Here is a 23,555-nt window from a genome sequence, read left to right on the forward strand (position 1 = left end):
CTTGCCTCTTACGCGCCGCTTGCCTCGTACGCACCATCAGCCTCGTACGCGCCCGACGCTACCGCGAGCAGGCGGGACGCCTTCAGCTCGGTCTCCCGCCACTCCCCCTCGGGGTCGGACCCCCAGGTGATGCCGGCGCCGGTACCGAAGCGCAGTCGCGCCGCGCCGTCGCGGGACCGGTCGATCCAGAAGGTGCGGATGCCCACGGCCAGCTCGCCCACGCCCCGGTCGGCGTCGACCCAGCCGATGCCGCCGCAGTACGGACCGCGCGGCGCGGTCTCGAGCGCGTCGATGATCCTGAGGGCGCTCGACTTGGGGGCGCCGGTGACCGAGCCGGGCGGGAAGGCGGCGCCGAGCAGTTCGGGCCAGCCGGCGCCGTCGCGCAGCTCGCCCCGGACGGTGGAGACCAGGTGGACCAGGCCGGGGTGCTTCTCGACGACGCACAGGTCGGGGACGGTCACGCTGCCGGTGGCGCAGACGCGCCCGATGTCGTTGCGGACCAGGTCCACGATCATCACGTTCTCGGCGTAGTCCTTCTCCAGGAGGTCCGCCTCGGTGCGGCCGGTTCCCTTGATCGGGCCCGACTCGACGGTCCGTCCGTCGCGGCGCAGGAACAGCTCGGGCGAGGCGGTGGCGATCTCCACCCCGTGATCCGGCAGCCGGATCGTGCCCGCGTAGGGGGCCGGGTTGCCGCGGGCGAGGAGTGCGGTCAGGGCGTCCACGTCGGCGTCGCGCGCGAGGGGCGCGCCGAGCACCCGGCAGAGGTTGGCCTGGTAGACCTCGCCGGCCGCGATGTGCTCGCGGATCCGGCGGACGGCGGCCGTGTAGGCGGCGTGGTCCAGGGAGGAGGTCCAGTCCCCCACCGCCGGTCCGTGCCAGCCGCCCGGCACGGGCGCGGGCACGGGCTCCTCCCTCACGTGCGCGAAGCGGGCGCAGGTCAGGCGCCCCTCGAAGTCCGCGGCGACCGCCCAGAAGCCGGTGGAGTCCAAAGCGGCCGGGTCGCTGGTGACGTCGACGAGGCCGGTGGCCACGCGGTCACCGAAGCGGGCAAGAGGGGCCGGAAGAGGGAGGGAGGGCGGAAGGGGGAGCACGTGGTCGAGTCTAGGTCGGGGGTCCGAAAGGCGACTCGAGGATGTCCCTGAGGGGGCCCTGACCACGTCCTCCGCCGAGTGCACCGCAGCACGCTGCGCAAACGCGTTTTTGTACTGGCCCAGGAATCCGCTAGAGTTCAACACGTCGCCGGGACGCGGAAGCGAAACGGAAACGACAAGCGGACGTAGCTCAGTTGGTAGAGCGCAACCTTGCCAAGGTTGAGGTCGCGAGTTCGAGCCTCGTCGTCCGCTCGAAGGAAGTAGGGGTCATCCCGATCCCCCACACTCCTGGTGGAGTGGCCGAGAGGCGAGGCAACGGCCTGCAAAGCCGTCTACACGGGTTCAAATCCCGTCTCCACCTCCAAGGACGATTAGCTCAGCGGGAGAGCGCTTCCCTGACACGGAAGAGGTCACTGGTTCAATCCCAGTATCGTCCACTTGATCCTGCCTCCCCGGACGATTAGCTCAGCGGGAGAGCGCTTCCCTGACACGGAAGAGGTCACTGGTTCAATCCCAGTATCGTCCACTGGTCCGCAAGGACCTTGATCGGCAAGGATCATCCCGCGCGATTAGCTCAGCGGGAGAGCGCTTCCCTGACACGGAAGAGGTCACTGGTTCAATCCCAGTATCGCGCACGCAGTGTTCACGATCGGCTCCACGGAGCGATCGTGGTCCCGAGGACGATTAGCTCAGCGGGAGAGCGCTTCCCTGACACGGAAGAGGTCACTGGTTCAATCCCAGTATCGTCCACACGCCAAGGAGCCCCCGGCCGTCTCGTACGGTCGGGGGCTCCTTCGTGGTCGTGGTCCGTCCGCCCCTGGCAGGCTCAGCTGGAGAACAGCATGTGGCCGAAGCTCTTGTGGCGGTGGTGACCGTAGTGGCCGCCGTGGCCCCCTCCGTGGCCGCCGTGCGGGGCGCCCCAGGCGGGCGCGGGCGGGGCCGGGTACGCCTGCGGGGCGGGCGGCGCCGGCGGGCCGGGCTTCGTCCACTGGGACTCCAGCTGGGTCAGCGCCTCCAGCTCGCCGTAGTCGAGGAAGATGCCGCGGCAGCCGCTGCACTGCTCGATCTGGACGCCGTTGCGGTTGTAGGTGTGCATCGGCGCATGGCATTTCGGACACTGCATGCTCGGCTCAACTCCTCGCCGGTCGGTCTTGCTTGGTGTTTCCCCTGGACAGACTCCCGTCGGGCCCGGGTCGGTTGCAGCCTACTTCGGGAATCAGTGCGTCAACTAATGTGGAACAGCCGTCATTCGGGCACAGGCGTCCACCACGGACCGCTCCACCTCGTCCAGCGGGCGGCCCGCCGCGAGTGCCTTCGCGAGGGCCAGGGCGGCGGTCTGCACGGTGAGCGCGCGGGCCGGTACGTCCAGGGCCGGCCAGGGATCGCCGTCCGGCGGTACGGCAGGCCCGTCGGCCTCGCGGTAGGCGTTCAGGAAACGGGCCCACTCGTCGGGCGCGAGCAGCCCGCACGCGAACCAGGCGGCGGGCCGGGCGAGGTCCCAGGCCGGTACGCCGGTGCCGAGGTCGTCCACGTCGATCAGCCGCCACGGGCCGTCCGGTGCCGGGTACCGGACCAGCTGGCCGAGATGCAGATCTCCGTGGCAGAGGACCGGCGGACCGGGCATGGGCGCCTCGGCCCGGGTCCAGGCCGGCAGGGAGGCCCAGGCCCGCAGGACCGAGGGTGCGGCCGCCGCGTCGCCCGCCGCCGTGCGGGGCGCGGCCTCCAGGGCCTCTCGCAGCCGGCCGACGGCGCGGACGGCTTTGGCGGGGCCGCGCATCGGGGGCAGTACTGCCGGAGGGGCGGCGCGGTGGAGCCGGGCGAGCAGGGTGGCGGCGGCTTCCCAGGGGGCGGCGTCCGGGTCGTCCCGGTCCACCGGGGTGCCGTACGGCCAGAGGGTCACGAGCCGGCCGCCCAGGGGTTCCGGTGCGGCCGTGTGCGGGGCGAGCAGGACGTCCGGGAGCCGGGCGGCGGTGGCGAGGCGCAGGGCCAGCGCGGTGGGTTCGGTGTCCGCGGCGTGGGCCTTCGCGACGGTGCCGCCGTGCCGGACGACGGTGGCGTCGGGGCGATCGGCGAGGGTCGTACGGGGGCAGTCGCAGCGGTCCCCGCCATCGCCTGGACTGTCAACGCGGAGCCCGTCCCCGCCGGGACCGTCAACGCGGAGCCCGTCAATGCGGAGCCCGCCATCGCCGGGACCGTCAGCTCGGGGACCCTCGCCGCCGGGATGCGCGGCGGTTCTGGCCCTCGCGGTCAGCGCGTCGGGAAGGACGGGGGTGTCAGTGGTCACGGGGTCCTCGCACGGATGGGCGGTCACGAACGGCTAATGCCGGCGCAGCTCCCCAGCCGCGCCGGCATCTGTGCCGTCCGCCGTACCCCCGTCCCCACGGGGTTTCATGGATGGATGTCCCCGCCCGGACCGCTCTTCCGGGCCTGGGGTCGCCGCTCAGCGCCCCAGCATCGCACCCACGGACGACGCCTGTGTGGCCACCGTCTCCCAGCCGTCGAAGACGAGCAGGAGCAGGGCCGCCAGGGGAAGGGCCATGAGCGTCGCCACCAAGGGGTGGCGGCGACCCGTGCGGCGGGTGGCGAACATCGTGCGTCGCGGTGCCGTGCGGGCCATGGTCCCTCTCCTGACCGATTCGGTTGTCCTCTGCGGCGGCGGGTGTTTGACCTCGGGGGACGAGTGCTGCACCCGCCGCTTGACTTCAAATCTAGGCGCGCGGCGCCCCGCGTACGTCATGCCCTCGTATCGAATCCCGGGCCTCCCGGAGGATGAGCCGTCTCCCGGCGAGTACTCCCCTGGGTGGAGACGCGGCCCCGGGTCTCGGGGTCATCCCGGAGGGGTTGCCCGGTGTGCCCCATGATGCCCGGACACTCCGATGACCGGATTCGAGTGACTTCGATCACTTAGGGCGCCTTGCGGAGGTCTCCCGCGTCCAGGGGGCGGGCCACCCCGCCCCGGCCCTGCCGCCCGCCGTCCCACCCCCGTGACCGACGGCCCCCACACCTGGTCAACCGCGCCGTGACCAACGCCCGCACACCGGCGCCGGGTTGGAGTCGCCCGAGACACAAAGACACCATCGGGAAAGGTGTCCTGACCGTCTTTCACCTCACACGCGCCGCACGCACAATCCGTCCGCCCAAGAGGGCGCGGCCTCTGCGCGCCGACGGCCGTGGAATCGTAAGCTGTGCCACGTCACAGAGGCCGGGCAGCGGGGATGAACATGGCGATGATGCGCCTGAGGCGCGAGGACCCGCGCGTCGTCGGCTCGTTCAGACTGCACCGGCGACTCGGCGCGGGCGGGATGGGCGTGGTCTATCTCGGCTCGGACAAGAAGGGGCAGCGGGTCGCCCTGAAGGTGATCCGGCCCGACCTCGCCGAGGACCAGGAGTTCCGTTCGCGGTTCGCCCGCGAGGTCTCGGCCGCGCGCCGGATCAGGGGCGGGTGCACGGCCCGGCTGGTCGCGGCGGACCTGGAGGCCGAGCGGCCCTGGTTCGCGACCCAGTACGTGCCCGGCCCGTCCCTGCACGACAAGGTCGCCGACGAGGGGCCGCTGGGCGCGGCCGACACGGCGGCGATCGGTGCGGCCCTGTCCGAGGGGCTCGTCGCCGTGCACGAGGCCGGTGTCGTCCACCGGGACCTGAAGCCGTCCAACATCCTGCTGTCCCCGAAGGGGCCCAGGATCATCGACTTCGGCATCGCCTGGGCCACCGGCGCCTCCACGCTCACCCACGTCGGCACGGCGGTCGGCTCCCCCGGCTTCCTCGCCCCCGAGCAGGTGCGCGGCGCCGCCGTCACCCCGGCGACGGACGTCTTCTCGCTGGGAGCCACGCTCGCGTACGCCTCGACCGGCGACTCGCCCTTCGGGCACGGCAGTTCCGAGGTGATGCTGTACCGCGTCGTGCACGAGGAGCCGCAGCTGCACGGCGTGCCGGACGCGCTCGCCCCGCTGGTGCGGGCCTGCCTGGCCAAGGACCCCGACGACCGGCCCAGCACCCTCCAACTCTCGCTGCGACTCAAGGAGATCGCGGCCCGCGAGGCCCAGGGCCTGAGCGACGTACGGACGCCCGCTCCCCGCGCGGGTGAGGAGGACCGGCCCACCGGGCGGCTCGCCGACACCTACCCGGAACAACAGCGGACCCAGCGCCGGACCTCCCCGGGCACCCCGGTGCCGCGCGGCGGGCCCGCCCGGGGGCCGGTGCCCTCGCGGGGCGGTGGCGGTTCGCGCGGCGGCGTCGTCTCACGGCCGGGCGGCGCCCGGCCCACTCCGGCGCCGCGCGGTGGCGGCCCCCGCTCCGGCAGCGGCAGCCGGCCCGCCCCACGCAGCGGTGCCGGGCGCCCGGCACCGCGTACGACGGGTACCGGGCTGCGCCCGGCCAACCCGCGGCTGCTGCGGCAGCGGCTGTTCGTGTTCGTGGTGGTGACGCTGCTGGTGGCGCTCGGCATCGCGGTCGCCCAGGGCTGCCAGGGCCCGGCGCGCGGACTCGGCGGCCACGGGACAGGCGTCGTACAGCGGCAGCAGACACACCACAGGCTGACGCCAGTTGGAACGCCCGGCGGGACGCTCGGGCAGAGGTCCGGGCAGCCGCACGGACAGACGGACGGCCGGTCGGACGGACGGACGGACGGCGCGGAGCGGATGGCTCAGCGGTACGGCACGGAGTAGCGGACCGGCGTCGGCCCCGGCGGCGAGAAGTAACCCCGGGGCGCGATCAGGGCTCGGGGCGGCATCAAGCCCCCGGGCGAGGCCAGGACTCCGGTCAGGCCAGAGCCCCTGGCGGGGTCAGGACCCCAGGCGGAGCCAGGACCGGGGCGAGGCCAGGTCAGGCCCCAGGGCGGAGTCACGACCCCTGGCGCGCCAGGACCCGGGGCGAAGTCAGAACCCCGGGCGGGGTCACCACCCGGGGCGAGGCCAGGACCCCGGCATGGTCAGGACTCGGGGCGTCCCGTCGCCACCGCGTAGAACGCGACCGCCGCCGCCGCGCCCACGTTCAGGGAGTCGACGCCGTGGGACATCGGGATGCGTACCCAGGTGTCGGCGGCACCCAGGGCCTTGGCGGACAGCCCGTCGCCCTCGGCGCCGAGCATGAGGGCGACCCGGTCCATCTTCTGGGGGGCCACCTCGTCGAGCGCGCGGGCCTTGTCGGCCGGGGTGAGCGCGAGCAGCGTGAAGCCCGCCTCGCGGACCGCGGCCAGGTCCGCCGGCCAGGTCTCCAGGCGGGCGTACGGCACGGAGAAGACCGCGCCCATGGAGACCTTGACGCTGCGGCGGTACAGCGGGTCGGCGCAGTCGGGCGAGAGCAGCACCGCGTCCATGCCGAGGGCGGCCGCGGAGCGGAAGATCGCGCCGATGTTGGTGTGGTCGTTGACCGCTTCCATGACGGCCACCCGGCGGGCGGGGCGCAGCAGTTCGGCCGCCGTGGGCAGCGGCTTGCGCTGCATGGAGGCGAGGGCGCCGCGGTGCACGTGATAGCCGGTGACCTGTTCGGCGAGCTCCGGGCTCACGGTGTACACGGGGACGGACAGTTCGTCGACGACGTCGCGCATGACGTCGATCCACTTGGGGGTGAGCAGCATGGAGCGCATCGCGTAGCCGGCGTCCGCGGCCCTTCTGATGACCTTCTCGCCCTCGGCGATGAACAGGCCCTCCGCGGGCTCGCGCCTGCGGCGCAGCTCGACGTCGGTCAGGTCCGTGTAGTCGCGCAGGCGCGGGTCGTCGGGGTCGTCGATGGTGATGAGCTCGGCCACGGGTCGATACTGCCTTGTCCTGGGTGTGGTGCCAAAGATGGGAAGCGGCGCGGGCGGTCGCGTCCGCGCCGGTGGTGGGGGGTCAGGCCCGGGGCGGCGAGCCCACGGTCACGACGTCGCCGATGACGATGACCGCCGGCGGCCTCACCTCTTCGGCCCGTACGGTCTCGGCGACCGTGGCGAGGGTCGCGTCCACGCGTCGCTGCGCGGCCGTCGTCCCCTCCTGGACCAGTGCGACGGGGGTCTCGGGGGACTTCCCGTGCGCGACGAGCGTCTCGGCGATCTTCCCTATCTTGTCGACGCCCATCAGGATCACCAGCGTACCGGTGAGCTTCGCGAGCGAGGGCCAGTCGACCAGGGAGCGCTCGTCGTCGGGGGCGACATGACCGCTGACGACGGTGAACTCGTGGGCGACGCCCCGGTGGGTGACCGGGATGCCGGCCGCGCCCGGCACCGAGATGGAGCTGGAGATGCCGGGGACGACGGTGCACGGGATCCCGGCCTCGGCGAGCGCCTGGACCTCCTCCATGCCGCGGCCGAAGACGAAGGGGTCGCCGCCCTTGAGCCGGACCACGGATCTGCCCTGCTTCGCGTGCTCGATCAGGGCGTTGTTGATGGCCTCCTGGGCCATGTACCGGCCGTACGGGATCTTCGCCGCGTCGATGACCTCGACGTGCGGGGGCAGCTCGGCGAGCAGGTCACGCGGGCCGAGCCGGTCGGCGATGACGACGTCGGCCTCGGCGAGGAGGCGGCGGCCGCGCACGGTGATGAGGTCCGGGTCGCCGGGTCCACCGCCGACCAGGGCGACGCCGGGCGTACGGGTGCGGTGGTGCGGGGCGACCAGGGTGCCGTCGCGCAGGCCGGCCACGACCGCGTCGCGGATCGCGGCGGTGTGGCGGGGGTCGCGGCCGCGCGCGTCCGTGGTCAGGACGGCGACCGTCACGCCCTCGCTGGTTCCGGTGGCCGGCGTCCAGGCCGTCGCCCGGTCGGCGTCGTCGGAGCGGACGCACCAGACGCGTGCGCGCTCGGCCTCGGCGGAGGCGGCGGCGTTGGCGTCCGGGTCGCTGGTGGCGATCAGGGCGTACCAGGCATCGGTGAGGTCGCCCTCGGCGTACGGACGCTGCTCCCAGCGGATCTCCCCCGCGTCCGCCATCGCCTCGACCGAGGGGGTCGCCTGCGGGGACACGAGGAGGACGTCCGCGCCGGCCGCGATCAGGGCCGGCAGGCGCCGCTGGGCGACCTGGCCGCCGCCGAGGACGATCACACGGCGGCCGGAGAGGCGGAGACCTACGGGGTAGGCGGGGTGTTCGGCCATGAGGTACGGCTCCTCGTGCAGCTCTGGCGTGGGCGCGCTGCGGCTCCGAAGCGGCCCTGACGTGCGGATCTTATGGGGTGGGCAGGATGTACGGCAGGGGTGGTCCGGCTGTTGAACACCGGACCACCCCTGCCGCGACGCCTGCTTCCCGCTTCTCGGTCTACTTCTCGGTGACGCCTGCCGAGTCGAACGTCGCCACCTCGTGCATCGCCCGGGCCGTGCTCTGGACCAGGGGCAGTGCGAGCAGGGCGCCGGTGCCCTCGCCGAGGCGCAGGTCGAGGTCGACCAGCGGGCGCAGGCCCAGCTTGTTGAGGGCGGCGACGTGACCGGGCTCGGCGCTGCGGTGGCCGGCGATGCAGGCCGCGAGGACCTCGGGGGCGATGGCCCGGGCGACGAGGGCCGCGGCGCCGGCGCTGACGCCGTCCAGGATCACCGGCGTACGCAGGGAGGCGCCGCCGAGGAGCAGGCCGACCATGGCCGCGTGCTCGAAGCCGCCGAGGGCCGCGAGGACGCCGACGGGGTCGGCCGGGTCCGGCTGGTGGAAGTCGAGCGCGCGGCGCACGACCTCGGTCTTGCGGGCGAGGGTCTCGTCGTTGATGCCCGTGCCCCGGCCGGTCACCTCCGCCGGGTCGGCCCCCGTGAAGACGGAGATCAGCGCGGCGGACGCGGTCGTGTTGGCGATGCCCATCTCGCCGGTGAGCAGGGCCTTGTTGCCGGCCGCGACCAGGTCGCGGGCGGTCTCGATGCCGACCTCGATGGCGGCCTTGGCCTCCTCGCGGGTCATCGCGGGGCCGGTGGTCATGTCGGACGTGCCGGCCCGGATCTTGCGGGGCAGCAGGCCGGGCGTGGCCGGGAGGTCGGCGGCGACGCCGACGTCGACGACGCACACCTCGGCGCCGACCTGGGCGGCGAAGGCGTTGCAGACGGCGCCTCCGCCGAGGAAGTTGGCCACCATCTGGGCGGTGACCTCCTGCGGCCACGGGGTGACGCCCTGGGCGTGCACGCCGTGGTCGCCCGCGAAGATCGCGACGGCGGCGGGCTCCGGGATCGGCGGCGGGCACTGCCGGGACAGCCCGGACAGCTGTGCGGAGATGATCTCCAGCATGCCCAGCGCGCCGGCCGGCTTGGTCATGCGCTTCTGGCGCTCCCAGGCCTCGCCGAGCGCCTTGGCGTCGAGCGGGCGGATCTGTGCGACGGTCTCGGCAAGCAGGTCGTGGGGTTCCTCTCCGGGAAGGGCGCGGCGCCCGTATGTCTCTTCGTGCACGACCCACGACAGCGGGCGTCGCTTGGACCAGCCGGCCTGCATCAGCTCGGGCTCGTCCGGGAATTCGTCGACGTACCCGACGCACAGGTAGGCGATGACCTCCATGTGCTCGGGCAGGCCGAGTGCGCGCACCATCTCGCGCTCGTCGAAGAAGCTGACCCAGCCGACGCCGAGGCCCTCGGCGCGGGCCGCGAGCCAGAGGTTCTCGACCGCGAGCGCGGCGGAGTACGGCGCCATCTGCGGCTGGGTGTGCCGGCCGAGGGTGTGGCGGCCGCCGCGGGTGGGGTCGGCGGTGACGACGATGTTGACCGGGGTGTCGAGGATGGCCTCGATCTTCAGTTCCTTGAACTGCTTGGCCCGGCCCTTGGGCAGCGACTTGGCGTACGCCTCGCGCTGGCGCATGGCCAGTTCGTGCATGGCCTGCCGGGTGTCGGCGGACCGGATGACGACGAAGTCCCAGGGCTGCGAGTGACCGACGGAGGGCGCCGTGTGGGCCGCCTCCAGGACACGCAGCAGCACCTCGTGCGGGATGGGGTCGGAGCGGAAGCCGTTGCGGATGTCCCGGCGCTCGCGGATCACCTTCAGGACGGCTTCGCGCTCGGCGTCGCTGTAGGCGGGCGCGGCCGGTCCGGTGGACTGTCTTGCCTCTTCCACCGCGGCCGCACCCTCTTCCTGGTCCGCGGCCCTGGTCTCCAGGTCGTCCGCGTGCTGTACGACGTCGGGGGCGTCCTCGCCCTCCTCCGACGCGGCCGGTTCGGCCTCGCGAGGCGCGGGCACCGCGGCGACGGGTCCCTGCGGTGCGCCGTCCTGTTCCTGTGTGGGAAGGATCAGGGGGTGCGGCGGGGTCGGGGCGAGATGCGGTGCGGTCGGCACCAGGCCGTCGACGGCCACGAACTGCCCGAGCGGCTGCTCCGGGTGCGGCTCCAGCGAGACGTGGGAGGGCAGCGGGTCGGGATGACCGGCCGGGACGGGCTCGGCGGGCGCGACGGGTACGGCGGGCGTGGCCGCGATGGAGCCGGTCCCCGCCACGGCCTCGCCGGCGGGCGGCGCGGGGGTGGCGTCGGCGTGCTGGAGCAGGGGGCCGGCGGGGGTGCCGGCGGCCGGGGTCGCGTGGTCAGGGGCGCCGTCGCCGGGGGCCGGGGCGGCCGCCGGGGTCGGCTGGTCCTGCCCGGGTACCGGCGGCTGCTGCTGGGGGGCCATCGCTGTCACCGTCTCGGCGTCGTGCGCGAAGGCCGGGGCGAGCTGCGGCCCCTGCGCCTGGAGAAGTGCCGGGTCGTGCACTCCGGAAACCCCGGCCGCGGCGGGGACGTCGTCGGCGGACGCGTCCGGTGCCTCCGGTGCGGCCAGTGCCTCCGGTACGACTGCTTCGATCTGGACGGCGAGGGGCTCGGCGTCCGGCGCCTCCGTCACGGGAATGCCGGGGGCCTGCGCCGCGGGCTCGCCGGCCTGCGCCGGGACGGCGAGGGGGGCCGGTGCGTCCACGGCGTCGGCCGGGACGGGTGTGGGCTGGACCTCGATGGTGCCGGTGGCGTGCGGGGCGGCCTGCGCGGACGGGTCGGCCTGCGCGGGGGCGAAGTCCGCGGCACCGGCGGCCAGGGGCACGCCCTGGGCGGCCACCAGACCGACGGCTTCGGCCGCGACCTGCGCGGGCACGGCTCCGACGGCCTCGGGCATGCCCTGCGGCGCCTCGGCGACCTGGGCGGCCTGGGCGGCATCCTCCGGCTGCGTGGGTGCTTCGGGAAGCGCGGCGTCGGGGGATACGGCCTGCGGCGCGGCCTCGGGGGCCTCGACCGGCTCGGCGATCTCGATGACGTCGGCCGTCTCGATGACGGCGACCGCCTCGACCGCCTCCACGGCCTGCGCGCCCTCGGGTGCCTGGGCCTCGACGGCATCGCCCTGCGGCTCCTGAACGGGAGCGCCCTGCGCCGCAACCTCCGCGGCGGGTGTCTCCTGCGCGGCAGCCGGAGCCTCCGCGACCTGCCCGGCCTCGGCGGCCTCGTTGACCGCCACGGCTTCGGGGACCTCGGTGGCCTCGACGACCGTCACGGCTTCAGCTGCGGGGACCCCGGCGTCGGCGACCGGTGCGTCTGCGTCTTCCTGGGACTCGGCGAGCGCCGGTGCCTCACCGAAGCCCGTGTCCGCGAACTCGGCCTCCACAGCGGCCTCGGCCACCTCAGCCGGGACCTGGACCGATACCTGAACCTGATCCTGGACGGAACCCTGAGCCGACTCCTGGACGGAACCCTGAGCAGGTTCCTGAGCCGCATCCTGAGCGGGTTCCTGCGCGAGTTCCTGAGCAGGGTCCTGCGGAAGTTCCTGAGCCGGAGCCGGAACCGGCTCCTGAGCGCCCTCGACGCCGTACCCCATGTCGGGCCCGTGCGCCGGCTGAAGGCCTTCGTGGCCGTGCACGGCGTCGGGCTGTCCCGGGGCCGCGACGGCGGCCTCGACGGGAACCTGCGCCACCGCCTGCGGGGCGAGGGGGTTCATGGCGGCCCCCTGCGTGGCGTCGGTCGCGTCGGCGAACGGCTCGGCCGCCGGGCCAACCGTTTCCGCAGCCGTGGCCCCGACACCGGCCTGAGCCGGGGCGGGCTGTGCCGCGCCCCAGGGGGCCGCGCTCGGCGGGGTCATGTGGCTCGGGGGCTGGACGTCCAGGTACTCGGGCCCCATGGTGGGCGGTCCCGGCTGCCGTACCGGCGCTCCCGCGGGGCCGCGGTCGGCGAGGGAGCGGACCGGGCTGGCGGAGGCGTCGGGGATCGGCGGACCGAGGTGCAGCGGCCGGCGCGGCGGCTGCGGCGCGGCCGACGGGTCGTGCGGGGCCGAGAGGATGGGCGACTGCGGGACGGAGACGGGCCCCGAGTCGGGCAGTCGTACGCCGCTGAGGTCGACGGAGCCGCTGTCCCGGCCGTCGGTCTCGTGCGGGCCGGGCTGATGGACGGCCTCGACGACGGGTTCCGGGGCGGGAGGCGGTACTTCGTTGCCCCACGCGCCCTGGGCACCCGGAAGCAGCAGGTCCTCGTCCTCGGCGGGCGCCTCGGCGAGGTAGGTGTACGCACCGTGCGCGGGAACGCCCGGCTGCTCCACCATGCCTGCGCTCTCCGGCTGCCCCTCGCCCGGGACCTGGCCGGTGTCCGTCATGCGTACCCCTCGCCCATCGGTTAGTGCTCCTACGACCAGCTCATCCGGAGCGGCGCACCGACCGCCCCGCAGTGAAGTAACGAGCGTCCGTGCCCAGCGGCACGAACGACCCGCCGGAAATGGCGACAAAGCCATTCAGTGGCATTGTCCCGGTCGATACGCCGTCGCGACAGCGTGATCCGCGACAGCCCGCTGTGGACTGCGCCACTTTGCGCGCCCACCGGCTCCGCCGTACCCCACCCACCCCAAAACGGGCGTGCTTTCCGGACATTGACGAACGAACTTCCGGGCCACCGGTGCGGTACAACGATCGGCCAGCCTACCGCGCGCAGTACGACAACAGGATCACGGGGCGCGTTCGGGCAGGACTCCACTCAGCAGGAACGCGACGCTCCGCTCGGTCTCCGTCCAGGCCCGGGTGTCGAGTTCGACGGACTGGAGCAGGGCGCACTGGACGCGATATCCGTGCTCCGTCAGGTCCCGGCCGACGAGTTCGGCGGCGTCACGGGTCGCGGCGTGGGCGACGATCCGCCGCGGGCGTCGGTCGGCCACCGCGGAGACCACGGCGGCTCCCCCGCCGCCGACGCGCACGACGTCCGGTTCGGGCAGGTTCTCCAGGACGTGCGGGGCGGTGCCCCGGACGATCTGGAGCTGGACCCCGAAGGCGCGGGCGGCCGCCTCGGTGCGGGTGCAGGCCGCGAGATCGTGGTCGACGGCGATGACGGCGGCCCCGGCGCGCGCGGCCTCGGTGGCGAACGCGCCCGAGCCGCAGCCGATGTCCCAGACGAGGTCGCCCACCCGGGGGCCGAGGTGGGCCAGTTGGGCGGCGCGGAGCAGTTCGGTCTCCCCTTCGCCGAGCCCGCCGCCGTACGCATCGTCGGGCTGTACCCAGCCGCGTGGGCCGGTGGCGGGGTCGCGGCCGGCGATCCAGCCGCCGCCCTCGCCGCCGGCGCCCGGTGCGGCGGGGCCGCCGATGACGATGACGACGTTGGGGTCGCGCCAGGCGTGGTCGGTGGCCCGGTCGGAGGTGACGACCGTGACCCGCTCGCGTTCGGTGCCCAGTTCCTCGCAGATGACGAAGGTCCGGTGGACCTCGTCGAGGAGCAGGCCGAGTTCGGCGGGGCCGGCGCCCGGTGAGGTGAGGACGGCGACCTTGGCGTGGGCGCGGCACACGTTGACGGCCCGGCGCAGGGTACGGGGGTGGGCGACGACCACCTGGGCGTCGTCCCAGGGCATGCCGGCGCGGGCGAAGGCGGCGGCCACGGAGGAGACGGCCGGGACGACCTCGACCTCCAGGCCGAACTCGGGTGCGCGCAGGGTGCGTACGACACCGAAGAAGCCGGGGTCGCCGTCGGCGAACACGACGGCGGTGCCGCGGTGGCCGGCGATCCGGCGGGCGGCCAGGGAGACGCTGCCGAGGCGGACGCGTTCGGCGGCGGGCGGGACCTCGGGCAGCGCCAGGTGGTGGGCCGCGCCGGCCACGAGTGTGGCGGCGCCGAGGGCGCCGCGTGCCGCGGCGGTCAGCGGCGAGCCGTCCCAGCCGATCACCGTGACCCGGTCGGCCATCGTCGTCAGTCTCCAGGTCTTCGCAGGTCGTCAGGGGCACGGGGCCCGTGCGCGGGCTCCGTGAGAGTACCTGGTGGGCGGCCGCGGGCGCGCGGGGCCGGGGCCGTGACGGCCGGTCCGCCGGACTCGTCCGGCAGGGCGGGGCTCGCCGGGGTCAGTTCCAGTCGGCGTACGACGTGAAGCCGCCGGTGTCGGCGAACTGCTCGTCGGTGCCCTCCAGGTCCTCGGGGAGCAGGCTCCACACGATGAAGTCGGTGCGCAGGTCGGCCCAGGTGCCGTCCTCGGTGCGGACGTGCACTATGCAGGCGTTGCGCAGGACGCCCTCGCTGATGCAGCCGATCTTCTGGGCGACCTGCTGGGAGGCGGTGTTGTCGGCGGCGGTGCGCAGCTCGATCCGCTCGAACTTCTGGTCGCGGAAGAGCCAGTGGGCGGTGGCGAGCGCGGCTTCGGAGGCGTAGCCCTCGCCGCGTGCCCAGGGGGCGATGACGTACGACAGTTCGGTGGAGCGGATGTCCCAGTTGGTCTTGCCCAGCTGGACGATGCCGACCAGGCGCTGGGTGAGGAACTCCGTGACCGCGAGGTCCAGGCCCCGGCCGGCGGCGCGTTCGGCGGGCGCGTACTCGGTGATCCAGCGCCGGGCGGCTTCCTCGGTGCACGGCTGGGGTACGTCCGTCCAGGCGGCGACCTGTTCGTCGTTCATCATCTCGGCCAGGGCGGGCACGTCGTCCTCGTCGAGGGGACGCAAGCCCAACCGCTCCGTGCTGATGGAGATGGTGGGGAAGGTGCTCGTCATGCGCCGCTCCGTAACCTTCGGAAACTTCTTGAGGGACCGTCAGGGCCCTGCTGAAATGCCCAGCATGCAGCATGAAACCACTGAACCGCACGACGGGCCCCACTCCGGGTGCTGAGCGAGTGGGGCCCGTCGGCGGCGGCACGCCGTGCTCGGCGCGTTCGGTCCGAGGTCAGTTCGGGGTCACCGGCAGGACGGATCCCTGGTACTTGTCCTCGATGAACTTCTTCACCTCGGGCGAGGTGAGCAGTGCGGCGAGCTTGCGGACCCGGGGGTCGTCCTCGTGGCCGCGCTTGACGGCGAGGAGGTTGGCGTAGGGGTTGTCCTTGGCCGACTCCAGGAGGATGGCGTCCTTGGTGGGCTTCAGGCCCGCGTCCTGGGCGTAGTTGTTGTTGATGACGGCCGCGTCCACGTCGTCGAGCGAGCGCGGCAGTTGGGCGGCCTCCAGCTCCTTGAACGTCAGGTGCCGGGGGTTGGCGGCGATGTCGGCCGGTGAGGCGTCCGCGCCGGCGCCCGGCTTGAGCTTGATGACGCCCTCGGCGGCCAGGAGTTTGAGGGCGCGGCCTTCGTTGGTGGTGTCGTTGGGCACGGCGACGGTGGCTCCGCGCGCGAGCCCGGTGACGGCCTTGGCCTTGTGGGAGTAGACGCCCATGGGCGGCAGGTAGGCCTTCACCACCGACACCAGGTCGGTGCCCTTGGACTTGTTGAACTCGTCGAGGTAGGGCTGGTTCTGGTAGAGGTTCGCGTCGAGCGAGCCCTCCTGGAGCGCGGTGTTCGGCAGGACGTAGTCCGTGAACTCCTTGATCTCCAGCTTGAGTCCGGCCTTGGCGGCGAGGTGGTCCCTGACGTAGGTGAGCACCTCGCCGGCCGGGACGGGGGTGGCGCCGACGACGAGGGCGCCGTCCTTGCCACCTCGGTCGCCGGAGTCCGAGCCGGTTCCGCAGGCGGTGAGGCCGGCGGACAGTGCCGCGGTCACCGCGAGTACGACGGTCTTGCGCATGAGTCGATCCCCCTGTCGGTCAGACTGCCGGAAACTGTCAGAACGACGGGATGACCGAGCCCTGGTACTTGTCCTCGATGAACTTCTTGACCTCGGGCGAGGTGAGGAGCTTGGCGAGCTTCTTCACGCGCGGGTCGTTCTCGTTGCCCTGCTTGACGGCGAGGAAGTTGCCGTAGGGGTTGTTCTTCGGGGACTCCAGGACGAGGGCGTCCTTGGCGGGCTTGAGGCCGGCGGAGATGGCGTAGTTGCCGTTGACGACGGCCGCGTCCACGTCGTCCAGGGAGCGCGGGGTCTGGGCCGCCTCGACCTCCTTGAACTGGAGGTGCTTGGGGTTCTTGACGATGTCCTGCGGGGTCGCCTCGTTGCCGACGCCGCTCTTGAGGGTGATGAGCTTGTCGTCGGCGAGGAGCTTGAGGGCGCGCGCCTCGTTGACGGCGTCGTTGGGGACGGCGACGGTCGCACCGCTCTTCAGGGCGTCGGCCTTCTTGACCTTGTGGGAGTACAGGCCGAGCGGCTCCAGGTGCACCGTGACGACGGGCACGATGTGCGTGCCGCGCTTCTTGTTGAAGTCGTCGAGGTACGGCTGGTTCTGGAAGTAGTTGGCACCCACCGAGCCGTCCTCGGTCGCCGTGTTCGGGACGATGTAGTCCTGGAACTCCTTGACCTCAAGGTCGAGTCCCGCCTTCTTCGCCAGGTGGTCCTTGACGAAGTTCAGGATCTCGGCGTGCGGGGTCGGGCTCGCGGCGACGATGAGCGGGCCGTTGTGGTCGGCGGAGGCGGAGTCCTTGCCGGAGCCGCAGGCGGTCAGCCCGAGGGCGAGGGCTCCGAAGGCGACGGCGGCAGTGGTGAGCTTGGCGGTGTTACGCACGAAAAGTGCCTTTCCTTGGGTGGTGCGGTGGCGCGACCCCGTATGGGGTGGACGGGGAGTCTGCGGGGTTGGGCTTTACGCGACCTTGCCGACCTCGGCCGTCGCGGGTTCCTTGGCCTTGAGCAGGCGGAGCCTGGGCGCCGGGCCCGAGCGTCCGCCGCGGCCGTGCAGGGAGCGGGCCGCGTAGTCGCCGGCGAACTGAATGAGCGAGATGACGACGGCGAGGATGGCCACGGTGATCCACATGAGCTGGGTCTCGAAGCGCTGGTAGCCGTAGCGGATGGCGATGTCGCCGAGGCCGCCCGCGCCGACCGTGCCGGCCATGGCCGAGTAGCCGATGAGCGCGACGATCGTGGTGGTGGTGGAGGAGATCAGCGACGGCAGGGACTCGGGGACGAGCACCTTGCGCACGATGGTCCAGGTGTTGCCGCCCATCGACTGCACGGCCTCGACGAGTCCGCCGTCCACCTCACGGACAGCCGTCTCGACCAGGCGGGCGAAGAACGGGATCGCTCCGATGGCGAGCGGCACGATCGCTGCTTCCCGGCCGATGGTCGTCCCGGTGATCAGGCGGGTGAAGGTCATGAGCGCGACCATCAGGATGATGAACGGCATCGAGCGGGCGATGTTCACCACCTGGCCGATGACCTTGTTGACGACGACGTTCTGCAGCAGGCCGTCCTTGTCCGTGAGGACGAGGAGGATGCCGAGCGGAAGACCGCCGACGATGGCGATCGCCGTGGACCAGCCCACCATGTAGAGGGTGTCCCAGGACGCCTGCGACAGCAGCGGCTGCATCTCCGACCAGGTCACTTCGCGCCTTCCTTCACCAGCAGGGGCTCCTGGCCCTCGTGTCCGACGACGTCGATCTGCAGGCCCTGCTCGCGCAGGAACCCGACCGGCACCACGTTGTCCTCGTAGCGGCCGGGCAGTTCCAGGCGCATGCGGCCGATCTGGAGGCCGCCGACGGTGTCGATGGCGGCGCCGAGGATCGAGATGTCGATGTTGTACGTGCGCGAGAGCTGGGAGATGACCGGCTGGGTCGCGGCCTCACCGTGGAAGGTGACGTCCAGGACGGTCCGGTCGGCGCCGGTGGCCTCGCCGCCCACCGGGAACAGCGCGGCGGCCAGCTCCGAGCCCGGCGTGGCCAGCAGCTCGCTGACCGTGCCGGACTCCACGATCCGGCCCCTCTCCATCAGGGCGGCCGAGTCGCAGACCGACTTCACGACGTCCATCTCGTGGGTGATGAGCAGGACGGTGAGGCCGAGCTGCTGGTTCAGGTCGCGCAGCAGCTGGAGGATCGAGCGGGTGGTCTCGGGGTCGAGGGCGCTGGTGGCCTCGTCGGAGAGCAGGACCTTGGGGTCGCCGGCGAGGGCGCGGGCGATGCCGACGCGCTGCTTCTGTCCGCCGGAGAGCTGGGCCGGGAAGGCCTTGGCCTCGTCGGCGAGGCCGACCAGGTCGAGGAGTTCCAGCGCCTTGCGGGAACGTTCCTTCCCGGAACTGCCGAGGATCTCCAGCGGCAGTTCGATGTTGTCCTGCACGGTCCGCGAGGACAGCAGGTTGAAGTGCTGGAAGACCATGCCGATCCGGCTGCGCGCGTGCCGCAGCTGCCGGCCCGCGCGGGGTCCGCGGCCGGCGAGGGCCGTGAGGTCCTGTCCGTCGACGCTCACCGTCCCGGATGTCGGACGCTCCAGGAGGTTGACGCAGCGGATGAGGGAGGACTTGCCGGCGCCGGACTGGCCGATGACGCCGTAGACCTCGCCTTCACGGACGTGCAGGTCGACGCCGTCGAGGGCGGTGACCTCTCGGCCGCTTGAGCGGTAGACCTTGGTCAGGCCCGAGGTGGTGATCACAGGATTTCCGTCACTGTCGAGTGCGCGGGTGTGAGTGTGCCCGAGCACGGGTGCATTGATCGCGTTCGTTCGGGGACGCGGCACGGCTCTCGCGGGGGCGGTGAACCAGGTGAGAACACCAGGGAGAACGTCGTGTGCGCGGGGGCGGCGTGAGTCCCGTACGGCGACGTTGCCGACGTGGGACGCCGCGGCACTCGCTTCGGGGCGCGAGGCTCAGACGGTGCGGGGGCCCTCTAGAAGGCGCACATTCGACACATACAACGAGCACCGGGCGTCGTGGTCGCCTCGGTCGCAAGGGTGCGGCTGCTCGTCGTGGTCATGTGAATCAGTAAAGCAGAAGGACGCTCCTGACCGGAGGACGCTGTCCATATGCTGGACAGACGCGGACATGGCCGCGGACCTGCGGGGATCTCCCCGACGGTGCCGCCGCGCAGTGCGGACAAGGGCGGCAGGCTCCTCGCCGCCGGGTCCGCGCGCGGCTCCCGGCCGGCGGTCTGTGGCCAACGCCACGACCGTCCGCCGGGTGGAGAGAGGCGCGCGCGACGCGCGGGCCGGGGCGGACGGCGGGGGCGGCGACGGCGGGCCATTTCCGCCGTAATAAGGTCACCGCATGCTCAATGCCCTGACGCTGGTGACCGGGATCACCGCGCTGCTGCTCGCCGCGTGGTGCGGCTGGGCCGCCTACCGGCACCAGCCGACCAAGGACTGGCACTTCATCGGCATGGCCGTGGTGTCGCTGCTGGCCGTGATCCAGCTGGTCGTCGGCATCGTGCGGCTGGCACAGGGCGACAAGCCCGAGCAGGGCACGGCCATCTTCCTGGCGTATCTGCTGGGCGCGTTCGCGTGCGTACCGACGGCGGGCTTCATGTCCCTGGCCGAGCGGACGCGCTGGGGTTCGGTGACCGCGGCCGCGGGCGGCGTGGTGCTCGCCGTGCTCGAGGTGCGGCTCTTCGACATCTGGGGAGGCTGAGATGACGGCGGTGGAGGAGAAGCCGGCCCGCTTGATCAGCGGGCCGGGGATGCTGCTCGTGTGGTTCTACGGCGTGATGGTGGTCGCCGCGATGTCGCGCTCGGCGTACCAGATCGCGACGGACTTCGACCGGGCGCCGCTCGCCTACACGCTGTCGGCGGTGGCGGGCGTGGTCTACGGGTTCATCACCTACAGCCTGGTCCGCGGCGGCGAGACCGCCCGCCGGGCGGCGCTGCTGTGCTGCGCCGCCGAGCTGGCGGGCGTGCTGATCGTGGGGACGTGGACCGTGGTGGACCCCTCGGCGTTCCCCGACGCGACCGTCTGGTCGTACTACGGGAGGGACTACGTCCTCATCCCCGTGCTGCTGCCGCTCTCCGCCATGTACTGGCTGCGCAAGGCGCGGGACCGGCGAAGCGCCTGAGGCACGGGGCGGGTCCGCTCCCCCGGGGGCCGGGTGTCACGCCGTGGCGACGTACGTCCCCGCCTTCTTCTCCAGGACGATCATCTCCACGCCGTCGGCACCCTTGGACCTTCCGACCGCCTCGTAGCCGACCTTGCGGTAGAGGCGGAGGTTGCCCTCGCTGCGGTGGCCGGTGTGGAGGCGGAAGAGCGTGGCACCACACTCTTCGGTGAGGGCCGTCTCAGCCGCGCGGAGCAGCCGGGCGCCGATGCCGTGGCCCTGCAGGCGGGGGTGGACGCAGAGCCTGCCGATGGCAGCCGCGCCGTCCTCGGTCGCCCTGCCGCGCACGGAACCGACCACTTCGTCGCCGAGCCGCGCCACGAAGACGCAGTCGGCGGCGACTTCCCGGCGGACCGATTCGAGGCTCTGGACGAGCGGGTCGATGCGGTAGTTGCCGTACAGTGCCGCCTCGCTCTGGAAGCACAGGTACTGGAGTTTGAAGATCTGCTCCGCGTCCTGCTCGGTCGCCGCCGAGATGGTCACGCTCATGCCCATGTGCGCACGCCTCCCGCTCACCTGATCATCTGTCGTCCCACACTCCTATCCCCGCGCTTCGAGGGCCGCAACCTCCGGCGTGAGCAATCGCCGCAGACATCCCAGACATCTGGAACGTTCGGGACCGAGACTGCCCTGTGAGATACCCAACTCCCCCGCGATCTCCCGGTATGTGAGGTCTCTCGGGGACAGCAGCGCCTCCAGCAGGCGGGGGCAGCGGCCGGGCAGCCGGCGGACGGCGGCGCGCAGGACGCGGTGCCGGGCGGCGGCGAGGGCGAGCTGCTCGGGTCCGGGGCCGGTGCGGTCGGCCGGCTCGGTGTCGTAGGGCCGCTCGATCTCGCGCGTACGGCGGCTGCGGCGCGCCTCGGCGCGCACGGCCTCGCGCAGCCAGCGCTGCGGGTCCGCGGGCGGCCCTTCGGTCTCCATGCGCTCCAGCAGACGGAGCCAGACCGCCTGCTCCAGATCGCCCGGCTCACCCCCGCAGGCATATGCCTCGGCGGAGGCCTCGGCGGCGAGCAGGGGCCGCAGGGTGGCGACGAGTTCGGGGGTCATATGCGGAACGACGCACCGTCCCGGCGCAGGGTTTCCGGGACGGCGCGGAGTCACCCGGACCGGGGGTCCTACGACGCTCTCGTTGACGAGTGGGCCGCGAGCACCCCCGGCAAGGGTGACGCGGCTCAGCCGGCCAGGAAGTCGGCGCGGGCGAGCAGGCCGGTGTCTGCGTTGTCGGTGAAGACGCCGTCGATACCGGTGGCGAAGTACGTCCTGAACGCGCCGAAGGGGTCGCCGTAGGCGTCCGCCGCGCCGCCCTTGCGGTACTCGGCCGGGAGGAACGGGTTCTCGTTGCGCATGGTGTAGGGGTGCAGGATCAGGCCCACCTTGTGCGCGTCGCGGACCAGCGTGGTCGGCCGGCCCAGGGTGCCGTCGGCGTTCTTGGGGATGACGAGGTCCAGCGTCGGGCCGATGCCCTGCGCGTAGCCGGCGATCTCCCTGAGGCCCCTGGGAGTGACCAGATCGGCGACCGTGCGCGGGTCGCCCGCCGCGACGAAGTCGTAGGGGCGGCTGTCGGCCGTGGACAGCAGGACGACGAGCGGGTTGTCGACCAGCCGGTTCAGCCTCTGGATGCTGCTCGGCTCGAAGGACTGCAGGATGACCGGTGACTTCCGCCCGTCCTTGCCGTACTTGTGCAGCAGCTTCGCCACCCGCTCCTCCAGGCCGAGGCCCAGCCCCCGGAAGTAGGTGGGATGCTTGGTCTCGGGGTAGATCCAGACCTGCCGGCCGCGCTTGCGGGTCTCCTCGTCCTGCCACTTCAGGACCTCTTCGAAGGTGGGGATCTCCCACCGCCCGTTGTAGAGCGTGTTGTGCGGACGGTTGGCCGGGATGCGCTCGACCGCGCGGAGCGTCTTCAGCTCGGCGAGCGTGAAGTCCTCGGTGAACCAGCCGGTGGTGGAGACACCGTCGAGGACCTTGGTGGTCCTGCGGGCGGCGAACTCGGGGTGCGCGGCGACGTCCGTGGTGCCGCCGATCTCCGGCTCGTGCCGGCAGACGAGGTGCCCGTCCTTGGTGGGGACCAGGTCACCGGCCTCCACGATGTCCGCGCCGAGGTCGAGGGCCAGGTTGTACGAGCCGAAGGTGTGCTCGGGGCGGTAGCCGCTGGCACCCCGGTGGCCGATGATCGTCGGCACCGGCAGGCTCTTCAGGCCCCGCGCGCCGGGTGCGGCCGTCCGGGTGCCGGCCGCCCGGGCGGCGCCGGGCAGTCCGAGGACCGCTCCGCCCGCGCCGAGCATCGCGGCGCCGAAGAGCGCCCGCCGTCCGGTCCCCCGGGTCTGGCTGTCCGTCTGGTCGCTGTCCATGAGCACCCTTCCGCCGGTCTCTCTTCGATCTCTCTTCGATGCGCGCCGATCGTAGGGGCGTGCACATGACGGAAAGAAGGCCTCGGCACGAACACCCGGGTGACGCCGTACGGCCTGTGGGAGACGAGGGGTGACGGTCCGTCGGCCGGGACGGGTGCCGGCGGGCCGGCCGGACCGCCGGCGCGGTGCGCGACATACGTCACATTGCGGCCGTCGGGTGAACCACGCGAGGCGAATGCACCGCCGCAGGTAAACCCGCGTCAACAATGAGTAAGACCTCCGTGAACCGGTCGTACCCGATGTGCACTTCTCCCGTAGCCGCGAGTAATGTCCTCACCTGCACAGACTCATATCGCTCGCCTCGACACCGGAGGACCCGTTGTCCCGCTTCGCGCTCATCAAGGCAGTGCTCGGACCGATCATGCGTCTGATGTTCCGCCCACAGGTGGAGGGCGCGGAGCTGATCCCGGGGGACGGACCGGTCATTCTGGCCGGCAACCACCTCACGTTCATCGACTCGATCGTGCTGCCGGTGGTCTGCGACCGTCAGGTCTGCTTCATCGGCAAGGACGAGTACGTCACCGGCAAGGGCTTCAAGGGCCGGCTGATGGCGTGGTTCTTCACCGGGGTCGGCATGATCCCGGTGGACCGGGACGGCGCGAACGGCGGCGTGGCCGCGCTGATGACCGGGCGGCGGATCCTGGAGGAGGGGCGGATCTTCGGGATCTACCCCGAGGGCACCCGCTCCCCCGACGGCCGGCTGTACCGGGGCCGTACCGGCATCGCGCGCCTGACGCTGATGACCGGCGCGCCGGTGGTGCCGTTCGCGATGATCGGCACGGACAAGCTCCAGCCGGGCGGGGCGGGAATGCCGCGCCCCGGCCGGGTCACCGTGCGCTTCGGCGAGCCGATGGAGTTCTCCCGGTACGAGGGGATGGACCGGGACCGCTATGTGCTGCGGGCCGTGACCGACTCCGTGATGGCCGAGGTCATGCGGCTGTCGGGACAGGAGTACGTCGACATGTACGCGACCAAGGCGAAGGCCGCGTAGCGCCTCCGGCGGTTCGGCCGGTTTTCGGGTGCGGGTGCGTTGTGGCCTCTCGCGCCCGCGCGGCGGAGCCGCATATCGATACAGCCCCGCTCCCCTGG

Annotated in this window: 20 protein-coding genes and 6 tRNA genes; 10 read left to right on the forward strand and 16 right to left on the reverse strand. The window is 72.5% G+C overall.

Annotated features, from left to right (window positions below; genetic code table 11):
• Positions 1–8: 8 nt before the first annotated feature.
• Positions 9–1,091 (reverse strand): chorismate-binding protein, encoded by a 1,083-nt coding sequence (locus OIB37_RS07510; RefSeq protein WP_330456742.1) that lies wholly within the window; start codon positions 1,089–1,091, stop codon positions 9–11.
• Between the two features lie 179 nt (positions 1,092–1,270).
• Between OIB37_RS07510 and OIB37_RS07515 the strand changes: the two genes are divergently transcribed.
• From OIB37_RS07515 to OIB37_RS07540, 6 genes are all read left to right on the forward strand, one after another.
• A tRNA-Gly gene (locus OIB37_RS07515) sits at positions 1,271–1,343 on the forward strand.
• Positions 1,344–1,381: 38 nt separating this feature from the next.
• A tRNA-Cys gene (locus OIB37_RS07520) sits at positions 1,382–1,455 on the forward strand.
• Between the two features lies 1 nt (position 1,456).
• A tRNA-Val gene (locus OIB37_RS07525) sits at positions 1,457–1,528 on the forward strand.
• Between the two features lie 17 nt (positions 1,529–1,545).
• Positions 1,546–1,617 (forward strand) — tRNA-Val (locus tag OIB37_RS07530).
• A gap of 37 nt (positions 1,618–1,654) precedes the next feature.
• Positions 1,655–1,726, forward strand: a tRNA-Val gene (locus OIB37_RS07535).
• 43 nt (positions 1,727–1,769) lie between these two features.
• A tRNA-Val gene (locus OIB37_RS07540) sits at positions 1,770–1,841 on the forward strand.
• A gap of 76 nt (positions 1,842–1,917) precedes the next feature.
• Here OIB37_RS07540 and OIB37_RS07545 read toward each other — a convergent pair.
• The 3 genes from OIB37_RS07545 to OIB37_RS07555 all read right to left on the reverse strand — a co-directional run bounded on the left by OIB37_RS07545 (position 1,918) and on the right by OIB37_RS07555 (position 3,708).
• Entirely contained in the window at positions 1,918–2,214 is a 297-nt protein-coding gene (locus OIB37_RS07545) for a TFIIB-type zinc ribbon-containing protein (RefSeq protein ID WP_330456743.1), read from the reverse strand.
• A 105-nt stretch (positions 2,215–2,319) separates the two neighbouring features.
• Positions 2,320–3,375, reverse strand: a complete 1,056-nt coding sequence (locus tag OIB37_RS07550) for a phosphotransferase enzyme family protein (protein ID WP_330456744.1) — start codon at positions 3,373–3,375, stop codon at positions 2,320–2,322.
• A gap of 156 nt (positions 3,376–3,531) precedes the next feature.
• Positions 3,532–3,708 carry a hypothetical protein gene (locus OIB37_RS07555; RefSeq protein ID WP_330456745.1) on the reverse strand — a complete coding sequence of 59 codons (177 nt, stop codon included), beginning with the start codon at positions 3,706–3,708 and terminating at the stop codon, positions 3,532–3,534.
• A gap of 598 nt (positions 3,709–4,306) precedes the next feature.
• Between OIB37_RS07555 and OIB37_RS07560 the strand changes: the two genes are divergently transcribed.
• Positions 4,307–5,755: a serine/threonine-protein kinase gene (locus OIB37_RS07560; protein ID WP_330456746.1), complete on the forward strand. Its 1,449-nt coding sequence runs from the start codon at positions 4,307–4,309 to the stop codon at positions 5,753–5,755.
• Between the two features lie 263 nt (positions 5,756–6,018).
• Here the strand turns inward: OIB37_RS07560 and OIB37_RS07565 are convergent, their stop codons facing one another.
• The 9 genes from OIB37_RS07565 to OIB37_RS07605 all read right to left on the reverse strand — a co-directional run bounded on the left by OIB37_RS07565 (position 6,019) and on the right by OIB37_RS07605 (position 18,628).
• The gene (locus OIB37_RS07565) at positions 6,019–6,837 is read right to left on the reverse strand and encodes a TrmH family RNA methyltransferase (RefSeq protein WP_330456747.1); all 819 of its coding nucleotides are present in this window, start codon (positions 6,835–6,837) and stop codon (positions 6,019–6,021) included.
• A gap of 82 nt (positions 6,838–6,919) precedes the next feature.
• Entirely contained in the window at positions 6,920–8,152 is a 1,233-nt protein-coding gene (gene cobA / locus OIB37_RS07570) for a uroporphyrinogen-III C-methyltransferase (RefSeq protein ID WP_330456748.1), read from the reverse strand.
• A gap of 160 nt (positions 8,153–8,312) precedes the next feature.
• The gene (gene cobT, locus OIB37_RS07575; protein ID WP_330456749.1) at positions 8,313–12,551 is read right to left on the reverse strand and encodes a nicotinate-nucleotide--dimethylbenzimidazole phosphoribosyltransferase; all 4,239 of its coding nucleotides are present in this window, start codon (positions 12,549–12,551) and stop codon (positions 8,313–8,315) included.
• Between the two features lie 345 nt (positions 12,552–12,896).
• Positions 12,897–14,117 carry a precorrin-6y C5,15-methyltransferase (decarboxylating) subunit CbiE gene (gene cbiE / locus OIB37_RS07580; RefSeq protein ID WP_330456750.1) on the reverse strand — a complete coding sequence of 407 codons (1,221 nt, stop codon included), beginning with the start codon at positions 14,115–14,117 and terminating at the stop codon, positions 12,897–12,899.
• Positions 14,118–14,271: 154 nt separating this feature from the next.
• Positions 14,272–14,910, reverse strand: a complete 639-nt coding sequence (locus OIB37_RS07585; protein ID WP_330456751.1) for a GNAT family N-acetyltransferase — start codon at positions 14,908–14,910, stop codon at positions 14,272–14,274.
• A gap of 169 nt (positions 14,911–15,079) precedes the next feature.
• Positions 15,080–15,907: a MetQ/NlpA family ABC transporter substrate-binding protein gene (locus tag OIB37_RS07590; protein ID WP_330456752.1), complete on the reverse strand. Its 828-nt coding sequence runs from the start codon at positions 15,905–15,907 to the stop codon at positions 15,080–15,082.
• 37 nt (positions 15,908–15,944) lie between these two features.
• Positions 15,945–16,775, reverse strand: coding sequence for a MetQ/NlpA family ABC transporter substrate-binding protein (locus OIB37_RS07595; RefSeq protein ID WP_330456753.1), 831 nt, complete (start codon positions 16,773–16,775; stop codon positions 15,945–15,947).
• Between the two features lie 75 nt (positions 16,776–16,850).
• Positions 16,851–17,588 (reverse strand): methionine ABC transporter permease, encoded by a 738-nt coding sequence (locus tag OIB37_RS07600; RefSeq protein ID WP_330456754.1) that lies wholly within the window; start codon positions 17,586–17,588, stop codon positions 16,851–16,853.
• Positions 17,585–18,628, reverse strand: a complete 1,044-nt coding sequence (locus tag OIB37_RS07605; RefSeq protein WP_330456755.1) for a methionine ABC transporter ATP-binding protein — start codon at positions 18,626–18,628, stop codon at positions 17,585–17,587. Before OIB37_RS07605 ends, OIB37_RS07600 begins: the two co-directional genes overlap by 4 nt.
• Positions 18,629–19,238: 610 nt before the next feature.
• Between OIB37_RS07605 and OIB37_RS07610 the strand changes: the two genes are divergently transcribed.
• Both OIB37_RS07610 and OIB37_RS07615 read left to right on the forward strand, forming a co-directional pair.
• Entirely contained in the window at positions 19,239–19,598 is a 360-nt protein-coding gene (locus OIB37_RS07610) for a hypothetical protein (RefSeq protein WP_330456756.1), read from the forward strand.
• Position 19,599: 1 nt separating this feature from the next.
• Positions 19,600–20,019, forward strand: coding sequence for a hypothetical protein (locus OIB37_RS07615; RefSeq protein WP_330456757.1), 420 nt, complete (start codon positions 19,600–19,602; stop codon positions 20,017–20,019).
• A gap of 36 nt (positions 20,020–20,055) precedes the next feature.
• On the opposite strand, the gene OIB37_RS07620 is transcribed toward OIB37_RS07615, so the two are convergent.
• The 3 genes from OIB37_RS07620 to OIB37_RS07630 all read right to left on the reverse strand — a co-directional run bounded on the left by OIB37_RS07620 (position 20,056) and on the right by OIB37_RS07630 (position 22,406).
• The gene (locus OIB37_RS07620) at positions 20,056–20,553 is read right to left on the reverse strand and encodes a GNAT family N-acetyltransferase (RefSeq protein WP_330461788.1); all 498 of its coding nucleotides are present in this window, start codon (positions 20,551–20,553) and stop codon (positions 20,056–20,058) included.
• Positions 20,554–20,598: 45 nt separating this feature from the next.
• Positions 20,599–21,105: an RNA polymerase sigma factor gene (locus tag OIB37_RS07625; protein ID WP_330456758.1), complete on the reverse strand. Its 507-nt coding sequence runs from the start codon at positions 21,103–21,105 to the stop codon at positions 20,599–20,601.
• Between the two features lie 125 nt (positions 21,106–21,230).
• Positions 21,231–22,406 carry a glycerophosphodiester phosphodiesterase gene (locus tag OIB37_RS07630; protein ID WP_330456759.1) on the reverse strand — a complete coding sequence of 392 codons (1,176 nt, stop codon included), beginning with the start codon at positions 22,404–22,406 and terminating at the stop codon, positions 21,231–21,233.
• Positions 22,407–22,827: 421 nt separating this feature from the next.
• Between OIB37_RS07630 and OIB37_RS07635 the strand changes: the two genes are divergently transcribed.
• Complete coding sequence (locus OIB37_RS07635) at positions 22,828–23,457, forward strand: lysophospholipid acyltransferase family protein (protein WP_443058257.1); 630 nt, start codon at positions 22,828–22,830, stop codon at positions 23,455–23,457.
• Positions 23,458–23,555: the final 98 nt, after the last annotated feature.

This window comes from Streptomyces sp. NBC_00820, assembly GCF_036347055.1.
Classification (GTDB): domain Bacteria; phylum Actinomycetota; class Actinomycetes; order Streptomycetales; family Streptomycetaceae; genus Streptomyces.